The 16,674-nt window shown below is 69.9% G+C and carries 15 protein-coding genes and 1 pseudogene; 11 read left to right on the top strand and 5 right to left on the bottom strand.

Annotated elements, in window-relative coordinates; all coding sequences use genetic code 11:
• Positions 1–18 precede the first annotated feature (18 nt).
• Positions 19–1,830 carry an AMP-dependent synthetase/ligase gene (locus tag AC1RIF_RS13830; RefSeq protein WP_492602354.1) on the bottom strand — a complete coding sequence of 604 codons (1,812 nt, stop codon included), beginning with the start codon at positions 1,828–1,830 and terminating at the stop codon, positions 19–21.
• 171 nt (positions 1,831–2,001) lie between these two features.
• Between AC1RIF_RS13830 and AC1RIF_RS13825 the strand changes: the two genes are divergently transcribed.
• From AC1RIF_RS13825 to AC1RIF_RS13790, 8 genes and pseudogenes are all read left to right on the top strand, one after another.
• A complete protein-coding gene (locus AC1RIF_RS13825) occupies positions 2,002–2,388 on the top strand; it encodes a polyketide cyclase / dehydrase and lipid transport (RefSeq protein ID WP_492601945.1) in 387 nt (128 codons plus the stop codon).
• Positions 2,389–2,474: 86 nt separating this feature from the next.
• A complete protein-coding gene (locus AC1RIF_RS13820) occupies positions 2,475–2,912 on the top strand; it encodes an SRPBCC family protein (RefSeq protein WP_492601944.1) in 438 nt (145 codons plus the stop codon).
• On the top strand, positions 2,909–4,153 hold the full coding sequence (locus AC1RIF_RS13815) for an ArsA family ATPase (protein WP_492602353.1): 1,245 nt from the start codon (positions 2,909–2,911) through the stop codon (positions 4,151–4,153). Before AC1RIF_RS13820 ends, AC1RIF_RS13815 begins: the two co-directional genes overlap by 4 nt.
• The gene (locus AC1RIF_RS13810; RefSeq protein ID WP_492601943.1) at positions 4,150–4,557 is read left to right on the top strand and encodes a hypothetical protein; all 408 of its coding nucleotides are present in this window, start codon (positions 4,150–4,152) and stop codon (positions 4,555–4,557) included. Before AC1RIF_RS13815 ends, AC1RIF_RS13810 begins: the two co-directional genes overlap by 4 nt.
• A 53-nt stretch (positions 4,558–4,610) precedes the next feature.
• Complete coding sequence (locus AC1RIF_RS13805) at positions 4,611–5,588, top strand: ROK family protein (RefSeq protein WP_492601942.1); 978 nt, start codon at positions 4,611–4,613, stop codon at positions 5,586–5,588.
• A gap of 67 nt (positions 5,589–5,655) precedes the next feature.
• Positions 5,656–6,387, top strand: coding sequence for a lysophospholipid acyltransferase family protein (locus tag AC1RIF_RS13800; RefSeq protein WP_492601941.1), 732 nt, complete (start codon positions 5,656–5,658; stop codon positions 6,385–6,387).
• A gap of 57 nt (positions 6,388–6,444) precedes the next feature.
• On the top strand, positions 6,445–7,071 hold the full coding sequence (locus AC1RIF_RS13795; RefSeq protein WP_492602352.1) for a SanA/YdcF family protein: 627 nt from the start codon (positions 6,445–6,447) through the stop codon (positions 7,069–7,071).
• 100 nt (positions 7,072–7,171) lie between these two features.
• Positions 7,172–7,957, top strand: a pseudogene (locus AC1RIF_RS13790) (DUF8686 domain-containing protein); the annotation flags it as partial.
• A gap of 48 nt (positions 7,958–8,005) precedes the next feature.
• Here AC1RIF_RS13790 and AC1RIF_RS13785 read toward each other — a convergent pair.
• The gene (locus AC1RIF_RS13785; protein WP_492601940.1) at positions 8,006–9,319 is read right to left on the bottom strand and encodes a glycosyltransferase 87 family protein; all 1,314 of its coding nucleotides are present in this window, start codon (positions 9,317–9,319) and stop codon (positions 8,006–8,008) included.
• 69 nt (positions 9,320–9,388) lie between these two features.
• On the opposite strand from AC1RIF_RS13785, the gene AC1RIF_RS13780 reads away from it, so the two are divergent.
• On the top strand, positions 9,389–9,880 hold the full coding sequence (locus AC1RIF_RS13780; protein ID WP_492601939.1) for a polyadenylate-specific 3'-exoribonuclease AS: 492 nt from the start codon (positions 9,389–9,391) through the stop codon (positions 9,878–9,880).
• Positions 9,881–9,980: 100 nt separating this feature from the next.
• Positions 9,981–11,366, top strand: a complete 1,386-nt coding sequence (locus AC1RIF_RS13775; protein WP_114719430.1) for a class II 3-deoxy-7-phosphoheptulonate synthase — start codon at positions 9,981–9,983, stop codon at positions 11,364–11,366.
• A 105-nt stretch (positions 11,367–11,471) separates the two neighbouring features.
• Here AC1RIF_RS13775 and pknB read toward each other — a convergent pair whose 3' ends face one another.
• The gene (pknB, locus tag AC1RIF_RS13770; RefSeq protein WP_492601938.1) at positions 11,472–13,478 is read right to left on the bottom strand and encodes a Stk1 family PASTA domain-containing Ser/Thr kinase; all 2,007 of its coding nucleotides are present in this window, start codon (positions 13,476–13,478) and stop codon (positions 11,472–11,474) included.
• Between the two features lie 121 nt (positions 13,479–13,599).
• Between pknB and AC1RIF_RS13765 the strand changes: the two genes are divergently transcribed.
• The gene (locus AC1RIF_RS13765; protein ID WP_492601937.1) at positions 13,600–13,968 is read left to right on the top strand and encodes an Rv2175c family DNA-binding protein; all 369 of its coding nucleotides are present in this window, start codon (positions 13,600–13,602) and stop codon (positions 13,966–13,968) included.
• A 59-nt stretch (positions 13,969–14,027) separates the two neighbouring features.
• Here AC1RIF_RS13765 and AC1RIF_RS13760 read toward each other — a convergent pair whose 3' ends face one another.
• On the bottom strand, positions 14,028–14,963 hold the full coding sequence (locus AC1RIF_RS13760) for a phytoene/squalene synthase family protein (RefSeq protein ID WP_492602351.1): 936 nt from the start codon (positions 14,961–14,963) through the stop codon (positions 14,028–14,030).
• A gap of 16 nt (positions 14,964–14,979) precedes the next feature.
• On the bottom strand, positions 14,980–16,599 hold the full coding sequence (locus AC1RIF_RS13755; protein WP_492601936.1) for an alpha-(1->6)-mannopyranosyltransferase A: 1,620 nt from the start codon (positions 16,597–16,599) through the stop codon (positions 14,980–14,982).
• Between the last annotated feature and the right edge of the window lie 75 nt (positions 16,600–16,674).

Raw genomic sequence — 16,674 nt, 5'->3', positions numbered from 1 at the left:
TCTTCGTCGTGGCGGAAACTACTTGCTGTAGATCCGCTCGATGTCGTCCGCGAAGCTCTCGTGCACGACGTTCCGCTTGAGCTTCATCGTCGGGGTGAGCTCGCCGGTCTCCTCGGTGAAGTCGACCGGCAGGATGCGGTACTTCTTGATGGCCTCGGCGTGCGAGACGAGCTTGTTGGCCTCGGCGATGGCGTCGTCGATCTCGGCGGTCAGGTCGGGGTCGCTCAGCAGCTCGGCGACCGTGGTTCCGGCGGCCTTGCCGTTGCGCTCGTTCCATCCGGGCAGCGCCTCGGCGTCGATGGTGATCAGCGCGCCGATGAACGGCTTCTGGTCGCCGACGACGATCGCCTGGCTGATGAGCGGGTGGGCCCGCAGGTGGTCCTCGAGCTGCGCGGGGGCGACGTTCTTGCCGCCGGCCGTGACGATGATCTCCTTCTTGCGGCCGGTGATGGTGATGTAGCCGGCCGAGTCGAGGGTGCCCAGGTCGCCGGTGTGGAACCAGCCGTCCTCGATGGCCTCCTTCGTCGCTTCCTCGTTGCGCCAGTAGCCGGAGAACACCACCGGGCCCGACAGCAGGATCTCGCCGTCCTCGGCGATCCGAACCGAGTTGCCGGCCAACGGCTTTCCGACCGTGCCGACCTTCTGGTTGCCGATCGTGTTGACGGCGAACGCGGCGGTGGTCTCGGTGAGGCCGTAGCCCTCGTAGATCGTGACGCCGATGCCACGGAAGAAGTGGCCGAGGCGCGCGCCCAGGGGAGCGCCGCCGGAGATCGCGAGCTGGCAGTTGCCGCCGAGCGCGGCCCGAAGCTTGGAGTAGACCAGCTTGTCGAACACGGTGTGCTTGAGGTTGAGGATCAGGCCGGGGCCACCGTTGTCCTTGGCTTCGCTCCACTCGACCGCGGTGGTGGCCGCCGCGTCGAAGATCTTGCCCTTGCCCTCCGAGTGCGCCTTCTGGCGCGCGGTGTTGTAGACCTTCTCGAACACGCGCGGGACGGACAGGATGAAGTCGGGCTTGAAGGTGGCGAACGTCGGCACCAGGTTCGGGATGTCGCTGGTGTGCCCGAGGGTGGCGCCGGCGTCGAAGGTCGCGATGCTGACCGCGCGCGCCAGGACGTGCGCCAGCGGCAGGAACATCAGCGTGCTCACTCCGGGCGTCGTCAGCAGCTTGCCGAGGCTCGAATCGATGATGCCCTTGGACTCGGCGATGAGGTTCGAGTGGGTGAGCTGGCAGCCCTTGGGGCGTCCGGTGGTGCCGGACGTGTAGATCAGGGTCGCCGGATCGCTTGCCTTCAGTGCCTTCGCGCGGGCCTGTACCTCCCCGTCCTGGACGTCGCTGCCCTGCTCGGTGAGGACCGCTACCGCGCCCTCGTCGGTGCCGGACGGCTCGATCTGGAGCACGGCCCGCAGGGCGGGTGCAGCAGCTGCAACCTCCGCGACGGTCGCGGAATGCTCGCCGGTCTCGACGATGAGACCGATAGCTCCCGAGTCCTCGAGGATCCACTTGACCTGATCCGCCGAGGAGGTCTCGTAGATCGGCACCGTGACGCCGCCGGCACTCCAGATCGCGTAGTCGAAGAGCGACCACTCGTAGCGGGTCGCGGACATCAGCGCGACCCGATCGCCGGGCTGGACGCCGCGGGCGATCAGACCCTTCGCGACCGCCGTCACCTGATCGGCGAACTCGCGCGCGGTGACGTCGACCCAGGACCCGCCGACCAGTCTCCGGTAGACGACGTGCCCGGGCCTGGTCGTCGAGTATTCGAAGACGGAGTCGACCGCGGATGCGTCCTCCGGGATTGTGAACGTGGCAGGAACGCTGAACTCGGGCACGACAACCTCCGACACTGCAGGGATACTGGCGAGTAGGGTTTGCTGGTCCTCACGATAGACCGACCGAGGGCAGCACGCGGCAAGGCTACCTACCTGCGGCTTGGCGAATCCGATCCCACCCAGGTGTAGTCCAGATCACGGGCCGCGAGAGCGGTGTGTGAAGCTGTGGGAGTGAGCAGCATTCAGGTCGCCGACCAGACATTTGTCGCCGCAGCCCCGGAGAAGGTGGCTGCCCGGGTATCCGTGCCCGCGCGCTGGCGTGCGTGGTGGCCCGACCTCGTCCTCGAGGTCCGTGAGGATCGTGCGGAGAAGGGTGTTCGCTGGACGGTGGCGGGTCCCCTGACCGGCACGATGGAGGTGTGGCTCGAGCCGGTGATGGACGGCACCGTCGTCCACTACTTCCTGCACGCCGAGCCCACCGGGGTGAGCTCGCAGGCGGTGGGATCCCTGGACCTGGCCGGAATGAACCACGCCCGGCGGCTCGCTGGCAAGGTGATGACGTTCGAGCTCAAGCAGCAGCTCGAGGCGGGACGCGCCGCGGGTGAACCGCCGCAGTAGTGAGATTGTGAGTCCTGCCGGAAATCGTGTGTGATGGACGTGCGGTGACGCGCACGTCGCGCCGTTCTGAAAGGAAGCGCCGAGGCATGGCCGAGAAGACCAAGAGGTCGATCACCGTCGACGCGCCCGCCGAGCGGGTGATGGATGTGATCGCGGACTTCGACGACTACCCGGTATGGGTGGAGGCCGCGAAGTCCGTCGAGGTGCTCTCGACGGGGCCCGACGGCCGCGCCGAGCAGGTCCGTTTCGTGCTGGACGCCGGGATGGTCAAGGACACCTACGTCCTCCGGTACCGGTGGGCTCCCGACGGGATGTCGGTGAGCTGGGAACTGGTGTCCGGTGAGATCCAGAAGGCGCAGTTCGGCTCCTACACGCTCGAACACGAACCCGGCGGCGCCACCAGCGTCACGTACGAACTGACGGTGGATCTGACGATCCCGATGATCGGCCTGTTCAAGCGCAAGGCTGAGAAGGTCATCACCGACACCGCGCTCAAGGAACTGAAGAAGCGGGTGGAGGGCTGAGCACCGCCGGGTCCGCCCGGGTCACCCAGGTCCGACTGTTCGTCGGCAAGGGCGGTGTCGGGCGGACGACGATGGCGGCGGCGACGGCGGTCACGCTCGCCGAGGCGGGACGTCGGGTCCTGCTGTTGTCCCTCGACCAGGCGCACTCGCTGTCGGATGTGCTCGGCCGACCGGTGAGGCGGTGCGAGGAGGTGCGGGTCGGGCCCGGGCTACATGCTCGCGAGATCGACACGCAGGCACTGCTCGAGGAGCGCTACCGCGGACTCGCTGCATTGCTGGCCCTCGGCGGTGCCCACGATCACGGCGCCCAGTTCGCCGATCTGGCCCCCGAGGAGTTGACGGGGCTGCCCGGCGTCGAGGAAGCGCTCGGACTCGACGAAGTGGTGCGCCTGGTCGATCAGGCGCGGTGGGACGTCGTCGTCGTGGACTGTCCGCCGACCGCGGATGCGCTGCGTACGTTGGCGATTCCCGGATCGGTCTCCGGATATGTGGACCGCGTGTGGCCACAACATCGGCGTATCGCCGCCGCGACCTCGACCGACGCCAGGCTGGCCTTCGTCGTTGCCTTGCTCGATCGGATGCTCGACGCGACCGCCGCGGCGGCGAACCTGCTGCAGGACCGCGACCGGACGTCGGTGCGGGTGGTGACCACTCCCGAGCGGGTCGCGCTCGCCGAGACGCGCCGGACCCTGTCCGCGCTCGCGCTCGCCGGGCTGCGCGTCGATGCGATCGTCGTGAACAAGACTGCGCCCCAGCAGGACTCCGATGGCCAGTCCGAGGCGCCCGCGAGTTGGTGGGACGCTCGCCGCGCCGCGGAGCGCGAGGTTCTGGCCGAGTTGGCGCCCGCCTCGGGTGAGGTGACCGTGCTCTCCGCCGACCACCTCGCGCGCGAGCCGATAGGGTGGGATGCCCTCGGCGGTGTGGCGCGCGCGGTCTACGCGGGTGTGGCAGATCCGTCCGAGGTGCTCGGGACGGACTGTGCCCCGGTGCGCGTCGCCCTCGAATCGGGTTCGGGCGACGTCGAATCGGTGTACGCGATGCGCATGCACCTGCCGCTCGTCGATCCCGGGACGTTGACGCTGGGACGAGTGGAGGACGACTTGCTGGTGGGGGCTGACGGCCGACGCCGTCGCGTGCGCCTGGCGTCGGTGCTGCGTCGCTGCACAGTGCGCGACGCCGACTTCGACGGCTCCGACCTGGTCGTGCGGTTCGTTCCCGACCCCGCGGTGTGGCCCCGGTGAGCGGCGAGCACGCCGAGTTGGCAGCCGAACTCAGGGCGCTCGCCGAGACCGTTCTCGATCGGCTCGAGCCGATCCTGCAGAAGGCCGCGGAGGGCTCGGCCGGTTCCGGTGGCCCGGACGCCGGCGCCCAGCCCGCATGTAGCAGTTGCTCGTGGTGCCCGCTCTGCGCGTTGGCCGCACTGATCCGCGGCGAACAGCACGACCTCGTCACCCTGCTGGCGGGTCAGGGGTCCGCGGTGCTGATCGTGCTGCGGCAGGTCCTCGACGAACACGACCGGGCCGCGGCCGGTGCCTCCGGCGCTCCCACCACCACGGGAGCGTCCGAGTCGAGCCCGTCGTCCGGGTCCTACGGGTCTCCTGCGTCCTCTGCGTACACGCCGATCGACGTCACGATCAAGGACTAGCCACGCGGCACCCGCCGTACCGCCCGACGGGTGCGGTCGGCACAATCGGCAGTGTGCAGAGCGCCGAACTTCTCACCGTCGGCGTCGACGTCGGGGGTACCAGCATCCGGGCCTCGGTCGTCGACGCGAGCGGTGACGTGCTCGACACGGCGCACGCGCCGACGCCGCACGCGGCGGACGCTCTCGAACGGGGGATCGAGCGGGCCGTTCGCGAACTCACCGACCGGCACCGCATCGCCGCAGTCGGTCTCGCGGTCGCCGGGTTCGTCGATTCCGACCGCACCACCGTCCGATTCGCTCCGCACCTGCCGTGGGTCGATGCGCCGGTGGCCCGGACGTTGGGGCAGCGACTCGGTCTGCCCGTCGTCCTCGAGCACGACGCGAACGCGGCCGCGTGGGCGGAATGCCGGTTCGGTGCCGCCGCCGGCGGGCGCAACGTCGTCATCGTGGCGATCGGGACCGGCATCGGCGCCGCGCTGCTGATCGACGGCCGCCTCTACCGGGGCAGTTTCGGTGTGGCGCCCGAGCTGGGGCACATGCAGGTCGTTCCCGAGGGGCGCGCGTGCGCGTGCGGGAAACGGGGATGCTGGGAGCGCTACTGCAGCGGGACCGCGCTGGTGGACACCGCGCTCGAACTGCTCGCGGCGGACCCGTCGTCGTCGACCGTGCTGGCCCGCGCCGTCGCGGTCGATCCGGGCGCGTTGACGGGACGACGGATCGCGGCGGCCGCGTCCGACGGAGATCCGCTGGCGCTCGCGACGTTCGCCGACTTCGCCCGCTGGCTCGGCGTGGGACTGGCGACGGTCTCGGATGTCTTCGACCCCGACCTCATCGTGATCTGCGGCGGCGTCGGCATGTCGGCACCGCTGTTCCTGGACGACGCCCGCGAGCACTATGCGCGACTGACGACCGGTGCGGGTCACCGGCCGCTCGCGCGGATCCGGCACACTCTGCTCGGCGAGGCGGCCGGGATGATCGGTGCGGCTGATCTGGCTCGTGCGGCGGCGTGTGGCAGCGGTCCGGACTGCTGAGTACAGTCATTCCCTAGGTGGAGGCCTGGGTAGACCTGGGGGAATCGAGCTCGGACGGAAGGACGCCATGTGGTACTGGCTGTTTAAGTACGTGTTGTTGGGTCCGATGCTGTTGCTCCTCGGGCGGCCGAAACTCGAAGGCGCCGAGAACATCCCGACCGACGGCCCGGCAATTCTCGCCAGCAACCACCAGGCGGTGCTCGACTCCTTCTTCCTTCCGTTGCGAGTCAATCGCCGCATCACTTTCCTCGCGAAGAGCGAATACTTCACCGGCAACGGACTCAAGGGCCGATTCCAGCGGTGGTTCTTCTCGGCCGTCGGCCAGGTGCCGATCGACCGGACCGGCGCCTCCGCCGCGCAGGACGCGCTCAACGCGGGTCTGCGTGTGCTCGGGGAGGGCAAACTCCTCGGCATCTACCCCGAGGGCACCCGCTCGCCCGACGGCCGCCTCTACAAGGGCAAGACCGGCATGGCCCGCCTCGCGCTCGAGTCCGGGGTCAAGGTCATCCCGGTCGCGATGATCGACACCGCGAAGGTCAACCCGATCGGCTCGCGCATGTGGAAGCCGGCGAAGGTGACCGTGCGTATCGGCGAGCCGATCGACTTCTCCCGCTTCGAGGGGATGGGCGGCAACCGCTTCGTGGAGCGGGCCGTCACCGACGAGGTGATGTACAAGCTGATGCGCCTGTCGGGTCAGGAGTATGTCGACATCTACGCCGCCACGCTCAAGAACCCGACCCCGGCAGCTGCCGAGTCCGCGGCCGACGCCGCGCGCGTGCCCGACACCCGCGCCGGATAGTCGCCTCCGGGTGTGTCCGAACCCCGAGATCCCACGACCCTGACTCCCCGCGCGGTGATGCGTGCCGCCGCGGCCGCTGCGGTGGTCGCCGTGGGTCTGCCGTTCGTGTGGATTCGCGTGGCCGCGCTCGGACGGATGCACGATCCGTCGGAGGCGCCGGCCGCTCCGGTCGTGATCGTGCTGGGCGCGCGGGTACGGGCCGGGCGTCCGATGAAGTTCCTCCAGGGGCGACTGGACGCAACGGCGCGAGTGCTCGCAGACGGCACCGCGTCCGTCGTGCTGGTCTCCGGCGACGCCCACGGGAAGTCCGGTGACGAAATTTCGGCCATGACCGGCTATCTCGTCGCGGCGGGCGTCGACCCCGCCCGGATCGTCGAGGACCCACACGGACTGGACACCTACGACACGTGCGTGCGCGCCGCCCACACGTTCGGGATCCGCCGCGCACTCGTCGTCACCCAACGATTCCACCTCCCGCGCACCGTCGCGTTGGCACGCGCCGCCGGCATCGACGTCGACGGTGCCCGCGCGGGCCGCGCCGGCGGCCGTCGGTCGACGCTGGTGAAGAACACGATCCGGGAGATGGCCGCGTATCCGAAGGCCGCGCGCGACGTCATGAGCCGACGCCGACCGAAAGTGTGCTCCCCGCCGGTGGATTCGGTGGCCGACGCGCTCGCGCGGTGAACGGTTCCGGGTTTGCGATCGCGGTATCTTCCCAGTCGTGCCCCTCGCATCCTTCCGGCGAAACCGGCCCCGGCTGTTCTGGGTGCTGGTCGTCGCCGTGATGGCCGCCCTCTACGGCGGTTCCCTCGCCGTGTACGCGTCGAGCACCGAGGACCAGGACGAGGTCGTCATGGTCGACACCGGCCACGACGAGGTGTCCGTGATCGTCACCCCGACGTCGCTGCACCCCGCGACCGGCCGACTCGACGTCGAGGTCACCATCGATCCGGGCGCCGACTTCACCGGTCCGGACGGGGAAACCCTCGCGGTACCGATCAGCCTGCATCTCGCGCCCAGCACGTCGCGCGCCGAATTGGTGTTCCCGGCCGGCTCCGTTCCGACCACCGTCGACGCCCAGCTGATGGTCCGGGGCCAGGCCGGTCGGTGGCCGCTCGACCGGTTCGAGGTCACGCCGATGGAGGTCGACGTGTACACCGGGACCGGCGACGGCGTCGAGATCCACCGCAGCCGCGTCTACCTCGCCGACAACATCGAAGGATGGACGGTCCAGTCGGAAGCGGTGTCGATCGAAACGGAGTTCGCGTCGACCGGCACGGGGACGGCGGTCCGACTCGCCAGGGGCGGGGGCACTCTCGTGTACTCGACGATCCTGCTGCTGATGATGATCGTGCTCGCGGCGCTGGCGGCCTTCGTCGCCGTGCAGACCGCGCGACGGCGCCGCAGGATGCATACCGACATGCTCGGCTGGATGGCCGCGATGCTGTTCGCGGTCATCCCGTTGCGGGGCATCCTGCCGGGCAACCCGCCGATCGGCTCGTGGGTCGACATCGCCCTGACCATGTGGGTCGTGGTGACGCTGGTCGGTTCGCTGACGGTGTACGTGTTCTGCTGGTGGCGCGACACCGCGTGGGAATCCTCCGCCGCCGCGGCACCGTCAGGGGACGGTGGTCAGCTGCGGGGCGCCCGTCACGGCCGTGCCACCGCCGACGCGACGGCGTCCGAGGTACACGGCGACCGCCACGATGACGGCGAGCGCCCACCACACGTACGACGAGGCGACGAACTGATCCCACACGGGCCAGCCGGTACCCTCCCAGCGTCCGTGACCGAGGCGCCAGTGCGGGGCGATCACGAACAACGCCCAGCTGGCCACCACGCCGGCACCGAGGACGAGACTCCGCCGCCGGTACGCCTCGACGCCGACGAGCAGCAGCAGCGGAGCCACCCAGACCCAGTGGTGGGACCACGAGACGGGTGAGACCAGCAGGCCGAGCAGCGCGTTGATGCACAACGCCAGCGCCGTCGCGCCCGCAGCGAACGCCCGCCACATCGCGAACCCGGCGAGCACGAGCGCGGCGGCGCTCAGCAGCAGCCACAGCAGGCTGCGGACGGACGGGTCGAGACCGAGCCGGGCGAGGACGCCGGTGATGCTCTGGTTCGCGGGGTAGGCGGGTCCACCGATCCGGCCCGAGTCGAGCAGGGTGTCGGTCCAGTACTTCCACGAGTCTGCCCGCGCCAGGACGAAGCCGATCGCGCCGAACCCGACGAAACTCAGACCGGTCGTCACCGTCGCCCGGAAGTCCTTGCGGAGCAGGAAGAACAGGACGAAGACGGCGGGCGTCAGTTTGACGGCCGCCACGAACCCGATCAGCATGCCCCGCGGCCACGGCGTCTTCTTCACCAGGCAGTCGGCGGCGACGAACACCATCAGCAGGATGTTCACCTGGCCGTAGTCCAGCGTCGAGTACACCGGCTCCAACGTCAGGGCCGCGGCCGCGCCGGCCAGCGCCGTCCACACCAGCGTGGAGCGCGGCGAGACCCCGACGGACGCGAGCGCCAGCACCAGCGTCGCGAACAGGGCCACCAGCGACAGCGCCGTGAGGACCACACCCGCCGCCTCGAGCGAGATCGCCGACATCGGGCTGAACACCACGGCCGCGAGCGGGGGATACGTGAACGGCAGCCCGATACCGGACTGGGTCGGGGGCATCGCCCCGTACAGCGGACCACCGGCCGCGAACACCGACCCGCCGAGCCGGTAGACGTCGAGGTCGATCCGGTAGTAGAACCCGACGTCGCGCAGCCCGGGGATCCCGAACAGGTGGTACGCCGCGCCGACCGCGCACGCGAGCACGATCGCGATGCGGGAGAGAACGACGACCGGTGAGCGCCGTCGGACCGTCGCCGATGGCGAGTCCGCTGCGTCAGCGGGGGACCGGTCGGCGGAGTCGGGGGTGGGGGTGCGCACCAAGCCATCCTTCTACGAACAGGGGGCGTGGTGTCGAGTGCCCCGGCGCGCGGGGCATAAGCTCCCCCGGTGCGCTACTTCTACGACTGTGAGTTCATCGAGGATGGTCGCACAATCGAGCTCGTCTCGATCGGTGTGGTTTGCGAGGACGGCCGCGAGTACTACGCGGTGTCCACCGAGTTCGATCCCGAGCGTGCCGGCAAATGGGTACGCCGGAACGTGCTGCCCAAGCTGCCGCCGCCGTCGTCGCCGCTGTGGAAGAGCCGGTCCCGCATCCGTGACGATCTGATGAAGTTCCTCGTGCCGCGCCCGGGCATCGAACCCGAGCTGTGGGCGTGGGTCGCGGCATACGACCACGTCGCGCTCTGCCAGCTGTGGGGTGCGATGACCGAGCTGCCGTCGAACATGCCGCGCTACACGCGTGAGCTCCGCCAGCACTGGGAGGTGCACGGCTGCCCGCCGCTGCCGCCGGTCCCCGACGACGCGCACGACGCCCTCGCGGACGCCCGGCACAACCTCGCGAAGTTCGACGCGATCGAGGCCTTCCGCTCGGTTCGGTGACGAGTATCACCGGCGCCCCGCGGCATCCGGGTGCCGAGTCGATCTTGTCGAAAGGGGGCCTTCGGTCACCCGGGGTCGACGGGGCGAATATCCTGTAGTGGTGAACTGGACTGTCGACGTTCCGATCGACCGCTTGCCCGAACTTCCGCCGCTGCCCGCGGGTATGCGCGAGCAGCTCGATGCCGCGCTCGCCAAGCCGGCCGCGCAGCAGCCGCAGTGGCCCGCCGACCAGGCGTCGGCCATGCGCACCGTCCTCGAGAGTGTGCCGCCGATCACGGTGGCCAGCGAGGTCGAGGCGCTGTCGGCGAAGCTCGCCGAGGTGGCACGCGGTGAGGCCTTCCTGCTGCAGGGCGGTGACTGTGCGGAGACCTTCGCGGACAACACCGAACCGCACATCAAGGGCAACATCCGCACGCTGCTGCAGATGGCCGTCGTGCTCACCTACGGCGCGAGCCTGCCCGTCGTCAAGGTCGCGCGCATCGCCGGTCAGTACGCCAAGCCGCGCTCGTCGAACACCGATGCGCTCGGCCTGCCGTCGTACCGGGGCGACATGGTCAACTCGATCGTCGCCGACGAGTCCGTCCGGGTCCATGACCCGTCACGCCTGGTCCGCGCGTACGCGAACGCCAGCGCCGCGATGAACCTCGTCCGCGCGCTCACCGGCGCCGGCATGGCCGACCTGCACAAGGTGCACGACTGGAACCGCGAGTTCGTGACGTCGTCGCCGGCCGGCGCCCGCTACGAAGCCCTCGCCGCCGAGATCGACCGCGGCCTGCAGTTCATGAACGCGTGCGGGGTCACCGACCCGAGCCTGCACCACGCGCAGATCTTCGCCAGCCACGAGGCGCTCGTCCTGGACTACGAGCGCGCCATGCTGCGCCTCGACAACGACGACGATCACCCCAAGCTGTACGACCTGTCGGCGCACTTCCTGTGGATCGGCGACCGGACCCGCCAGCTCGACGGTGCGCACATCGCGTTCGCCGAGTTGCTCGCCAACCCGATCGGCCTCAAGATCGGCCCGAGCACCACCCCCGAGATGGCGGTCGAGTACGTCGAGCGGCTCGACCCGACGAACAAGCCCGGCCGGCTCACGCTGATCTCGCGCATGGGCAACGGCAAGGTGCGCGATCTGCTGCCCGCGATCATCGAGAAGGTGCAGGCCACCGGTCACCAGGTGATCTGGCAGTGCGATCCGATGCACGGCAACACCCACGAGGCGTCCACCGGCTACAAGACCCGCCACTTCGACCGCATCGTCGACGAGGTGCAGGGCTTCTTCGAGGTCCACAACGGCCTCGGCACCCACCCGGGCGGCATCCACGTCGAACTCACCGGTGAGAACGTCACCGAGTGCCTCGGCGGTGCACAGGACATCTCCGACCTGGATCTGTCCGGCCGCTACGAGACCGCGTGCGACCCGCGCCTGAACACCCAGCAGTCGCTGGAACTGGCCTTCCTGGTCGCGGAGATGCTGCGCGGCTGACACCCACCGCCCGGCCCGACCTGAAGGGTCCCTTCGCGCGCTCCGAGCGCACGCAGGGGCCCTTCAGCCGCTCTCGGGGTGGTTCACCGACCGGGGGAGTCGCGGTCAGGGGAACGAGATCAGCGTGACGGTGCCCCCTGGGGCCACCCGGTCACCCGATCCCGGATTCTGCGAGATCACCAGCGAGCGGTCCGACCCGGCCACCTGGCGGACCTCGTACTGCAGGCCCAGCCGGTCCAGTTCCGACTTCGCGGACCCGACGCTGCGGCCGAGCATCGACGGCACCTTCACGGCGTTGGAGACGAGCAGGGTGACGCTCGACCCGGCCTTGACGCTCGTTCCCACCGCGGGCTCGGTGCCGATCGCGTCGCCGGCGTCGACGTTCGCATCGAACACCTGCCGTACGTCGCGGACGGTGATGCCGACCGAGTCCAGCGCCCGGCGGGCGGCGTCCTCCGACATCCCGGCGACGTTCGGGACGTCCACCGGTGGGGCGCCCTTGCTCCGGATCATCCGGACCTGGGAGCCGACGTCGAGCATCGTGCCGGGGGCCGGTTCGAGCGCGGCGATGCCGCCGATCGGGACACGCGCGCTGAACGCCTCGCCACCGTCGACCGGGGCGAACGTGCGCTCGCGCAGTGAGGTCTCGACCGCGGCGACGTCGCCGCGGCCGCTGACCTCGGGGACGGTGGGACGGCCCAGCGACACCAACAGCGTCACGTCCGATCCGCGCGGCACCTTGGCGCCGGCGGTCGGATCGGTGCCGACCAGCGAATCGACCGCCACGGTGTTCGAGTACTCGCCCCGCGTCTGCGCGGACAGCCCGGCCGCCTCGATCGCGGCGGTGGCGCCCGAGGTGTCGAGGCCGTCGATCGCCGGTATCGCCGCGTACCGACCCGAGCCCAGCCACCAGCCGCCGAACCCGAGTCCGGCCGCAATCAGGAGGATCACCAGCAGCCACACCAGGACCGTGCGGCGGGATCTGCGGCGCTGCGCATCGAGGTCCCCGAACCCGTGCTCGGCCGGCGGTTCGTGGTCGGGCGCGCCCTCCGGGAGCCGCGGCGTCGCGGTCGTGACGACCTTGGTGTGCTGGACGCCCGGCTGTGGCGCCGCCGTCGGCGCGGACATCACCGTGGTCGCGTTCTCGGGCGGCGTGGGAGCCGGAACTGGTGGCCCGGCGGCATCGTGCGGGGTGCGCGTGGTCGTGGCGGTGGGGACGGCGGATTGCTGCGCGGCCCGCCGCGGGGCCGGAACCCGGTACGACGGCAGCTGCAGCCGTGTGCTCACCGAACGTAACTCGGCCGCCATCGCGCCGGCGTCGGAGAAACGCTCCTCCGGATCGCGCTCGGTGGCGCGGACGACGAGGTCGTCGAACTCCGCCGGAACCCCGTCGATGACAGTGCTGGGCTCGGGGACGTCGTTGTCGATGCGCTGGTACGCGATCGACAGCGACGTGTCGCCGGTGAAGGGCGTGGTGCCCGTCAGCATCTCGTACATCAGCACCCCGGCCGCGTAGACGTCGCTGCGCGCGTCCGCGGTGCCGGTGGTGACCTGCTCGGGCGACAGGTAGGCGGCGGTGCCGAGAATGACGCTGCGCGACGTCGTGTTCGACGCGGCGATGGCCCGTACCAGACCGAAGTCGGCGATCTTGACGTCTCCGGAGTGCGAGATCAGCACGTTCTCGGGCTTGACGTCCCGGTGCACCAGTCCCGCACGGTGTGCGACCGCGAGAGCCTCGAGGACGGGCCGGGCGACGGCCGCGGCCGCGTGCGGCGGCATGGGGCCACGCTCGCGAAGCAGCTCCCGCAGCGTGCCGCCCTCGACGAGCTCCATCACCAGGAACGCGTGCTCGCCGTCGCTGCCCTGATCGTGGACGCCGACCAGCCCGGGATGGTTGAGCCGGGCCACCGCGCGGGCCTCGAACTCGAAACGCGCGAGGAACTGCGGGTCGGCGGCGAACTGCGGGTCCATCACCTTGATCGCGACCGGTCGGTCCAGACGCAGGTCCATGCCTCGGTACACGGTGGACATGCCGCCGCGCGCGATCGGTGCATCGATGCGGTAGCGCCGATCGAGCACCACGCCGATCAGTCGTCGACCTCCGGGATTCAAGCTTGCGCCCCCTCGTTCCTGCCACAGATTCAGTTCGATCGTAGTCAGCCCGCGTCACCGTCCCAGCCCCACGACGGGACCGTGGTCGAAGGCGCGGTGCAGACCCGATAACGTTACGGGAGTGAGTGCTATCCCTTACTGCGATGACGTGTTGGACCGATCGATCCCTCTGCTGCAGTTGGCAGACGTGTCGAAGCAGATGGGTCTCGTCGTCACCCACGTGCACCAGTTGCTGCGCGACCATGCGCTGATCGCGGTTCGCCGGGACAGCGTCCTCGGCATTCCGGAGGCGTTCTTCGGTGACGACGGACAGCCGGTCCGGCTGCTGCCCGGACTGATCCGCGTGCTGAAGGACGGTGGCTACGAGGACGAGGAAATCATGCGGTGGCTGTTCGCCGAGGACGAGTCGCTGCCCGGCACGCCCATCGACGCGATGCACGGCGACCTGGCGCGCGAGGTCGTCCGCCGGGCACAGTCGATGGCGTTCTGAGTTTCCGGCCGGTCCGGGTCGCGGTCAGGTCCGCGGCCCGGACGCGGTGCGCCGGGTAGTCAGCGGTCCCGGACGGTCAGGGTTCGCGCGAGCAGCGGTACCGCTACCGCCAGCCGGCGCCGCCGAGGAACCGTCGCGCGCCGGTCGAACACCCGGAATCCGCTGTTCTCCACCTCGTCGAGGATCTCGGAGTACAGAACGAACGCGGCGCGCATCCCCGGACGGACGCGGGGTTCGAGCATGTCCAGTCCCGGCTCTGCCTGCCGGTAGAGCGCACGCGTCACGGCGGTGAAGTGGGCGAGCGCCCGCCGCAGTCGCGGGTCGACCTTTCCGCCACGCCGACCGCGATACAGCAATTCCTCGTCCACTCCGAACGCGGTCCAGGTGTCGGCGGGTAGGTACACCCGGCCACGGTCGAGGTCCTCGCCGACATCGCGGATGAAATTGGTCATCTGGAAGGCCTCGCCCAGCGCCGCCGCCCGGGGCGCGGCCTCGGCGAGGGGCGTCGTGGTGCCCAGGACGGGCAGCATCTGCAGCCCGATCACAGCAGCCGACCCGTGCATGTACTGCCGCAGCGCATCCATGTCGGGATAGCTCGCGCGATACTTCGGCGTGCCCGGGATGTCCATCCGCATCGAGTCGAGGAACGCGCGGAAGTAGGCGATCGGTATGTCGTAGCGGTGGATCGTGTCTGCGAGGGCGGCGACGACCGCGCCGGTGCGGGGATCGTCCACGGGCCGTCCGGCGAGAGCGTCGTCGAGTCGGGACTCGACGAGGTCGACTGCCGCCGCGCGCTCGGCCGGTGGTCGGCCCGCGCAGTCGACGTCGACGACGTCGTCGACCGTGCGCGCGAACCCGTACAGGGCGTGGACGGCGGGCCGTCGCTCCGGCGGCAGCAGACGCGTCGCGAGGTAGTAGGTACGGCCGTGCTCGGCAGCGAGCCGACGACAGTGCCGGTACGCAGCGGCGAGGTCGTCCGTGGGGGTTGCTCGGATCACAGCGCTGGTCGGGTCACACCGCTGGTCGGGTCACCGGCGAGCGCTGCTCGGCGGCCTCGGCCATCTCGTCGACCGCCACTGCGGCGGCGGTGGTCGCGGCACGAGGTTTGTCGGACACCGCTCGCAGTCGCAGCGGGTCGACGGTCTTGAGTGACACCGCCGCCACGACTGCGGCGAAGGTGGCGAGCGCGACGTGGAAGAACGTGTAGAGCCCGATCGACCCGTCCGGCTGGAACACGAGCATGAGCCACGTCGACAGGCCGACGAGTATCTGCAGCGTCCGGGTCGACATCGCGAACCCGGCGGCGATCGAGAGCGGCCACGAGTAGTACCACGGCAGGGCAGCCGGGGAGAGGACGACGATCGCGACGAGGGCGACGAGGATGCCCATCACTGCGTCCCGCTCGGTCCTGCGGAACCGCCACCACACCGCGACGAGGATCGCAACGAGCGCGACCGCACAGATCATGCGGGTGACGTCGAGGGCAGGTTGACCGGCGTGCAGCTCGGTGCTCACGGTGACGATGTGCGCCATGATCGTCGGCAGCGACAGCCAATTGATGATCTTCGCGGAGCCCGACAGCGCGGTCAGCCACCCGATCCCGACACCGGCGGCGGCCGAGGCCGCGGTGAAGATCGCGACGAACACCGCCACACCGGTACCCGCGGTCTTGAAGAAGGATGCCAGGGGTGTCGCCGGCTCTCGGCCCTCGGCCAGCGCCTTGTCGCGTTCGTGGATCATCCAGATCCACACGATGAACGGCAGCGCGATGCCGGCCATGGCCTTTACCGCCACGCCCAGAGCGATGATCGCGACCGCCGCGACGTGCCGGCGGTCGAGGGCCAGCGTGATGCCGGCGACCATGAGGCCGACCATCAGAAGTTCGTTGTGCACGCCACCGATGAGGTGGATCAGGACCAGGGGATTGAGCACGGCGAGCCACAGCGCGATCGCCGGGTTGCCGCCGAGCCGGCGGGCGAGCCGGGGCAGCGCCCATACCATCAGAGCCAGACCCGGCAGCATCGTCAGCCGCAGCATCATCGTGCCCGCGATGACGTTGTCACCGGTGATCGTCGTGATGCCCTGGCCGAGCAGCAGTGAGATCGGGCCGTACGGTGCCGTGGTGGTGGTCCACACGTTGCTGACGTTGTCGAGCAGGATGCCGGGGTTGACGACGGGTCCCACCGCGTACGGATCGAAGCCGTCCCGCAGCAGGGCTCCCTGCGCCAGGTAGGAGTACGCGTCCCGGCTGAACATGGGGACCGCGAGCAGCATCGGCGCGGTCCACACCGGGACCGTCCACGTCAGCGCGCGGAGGCCGACACGGCCCTTGATCGTGGCTCGGCCGAGGCGCACCCACGCGGCGATCATCGCCAGGACGCCGCCCCAGATGACGATGGTGGACAGTGCGTAGCCGTGGCCGAACCGCAGCCACGACAGGCTCAGTTCCTCGAGCAGCGGGTCGTGGCGGCGCACACTACCGGCGCCGAAGCCGCCGAACGTGATCATCACGGCGCCGACGAATCCGAGGATCGTCGAATGTCCCTCGGGGGTGCGCAGAAAGTCGGCGCTCGAACGCAGCCAGGACCGCTCGGTAACGGCAGCGTCGTGGATTCCGGAAGAGGCCGACATCGGTGCAGGTTCCTCCCCCGGAAGGATCGTTCGGTGATGTGCGGCCGCGTCGTGACGGCCGGACAGCATGGGACG

The organism is Prescottella sp. GW823-FHT02E09, assembly GCF_058797375.1.
This window is presented reverse-complemented; position numbering and strand designations above follow the sequence as displayed.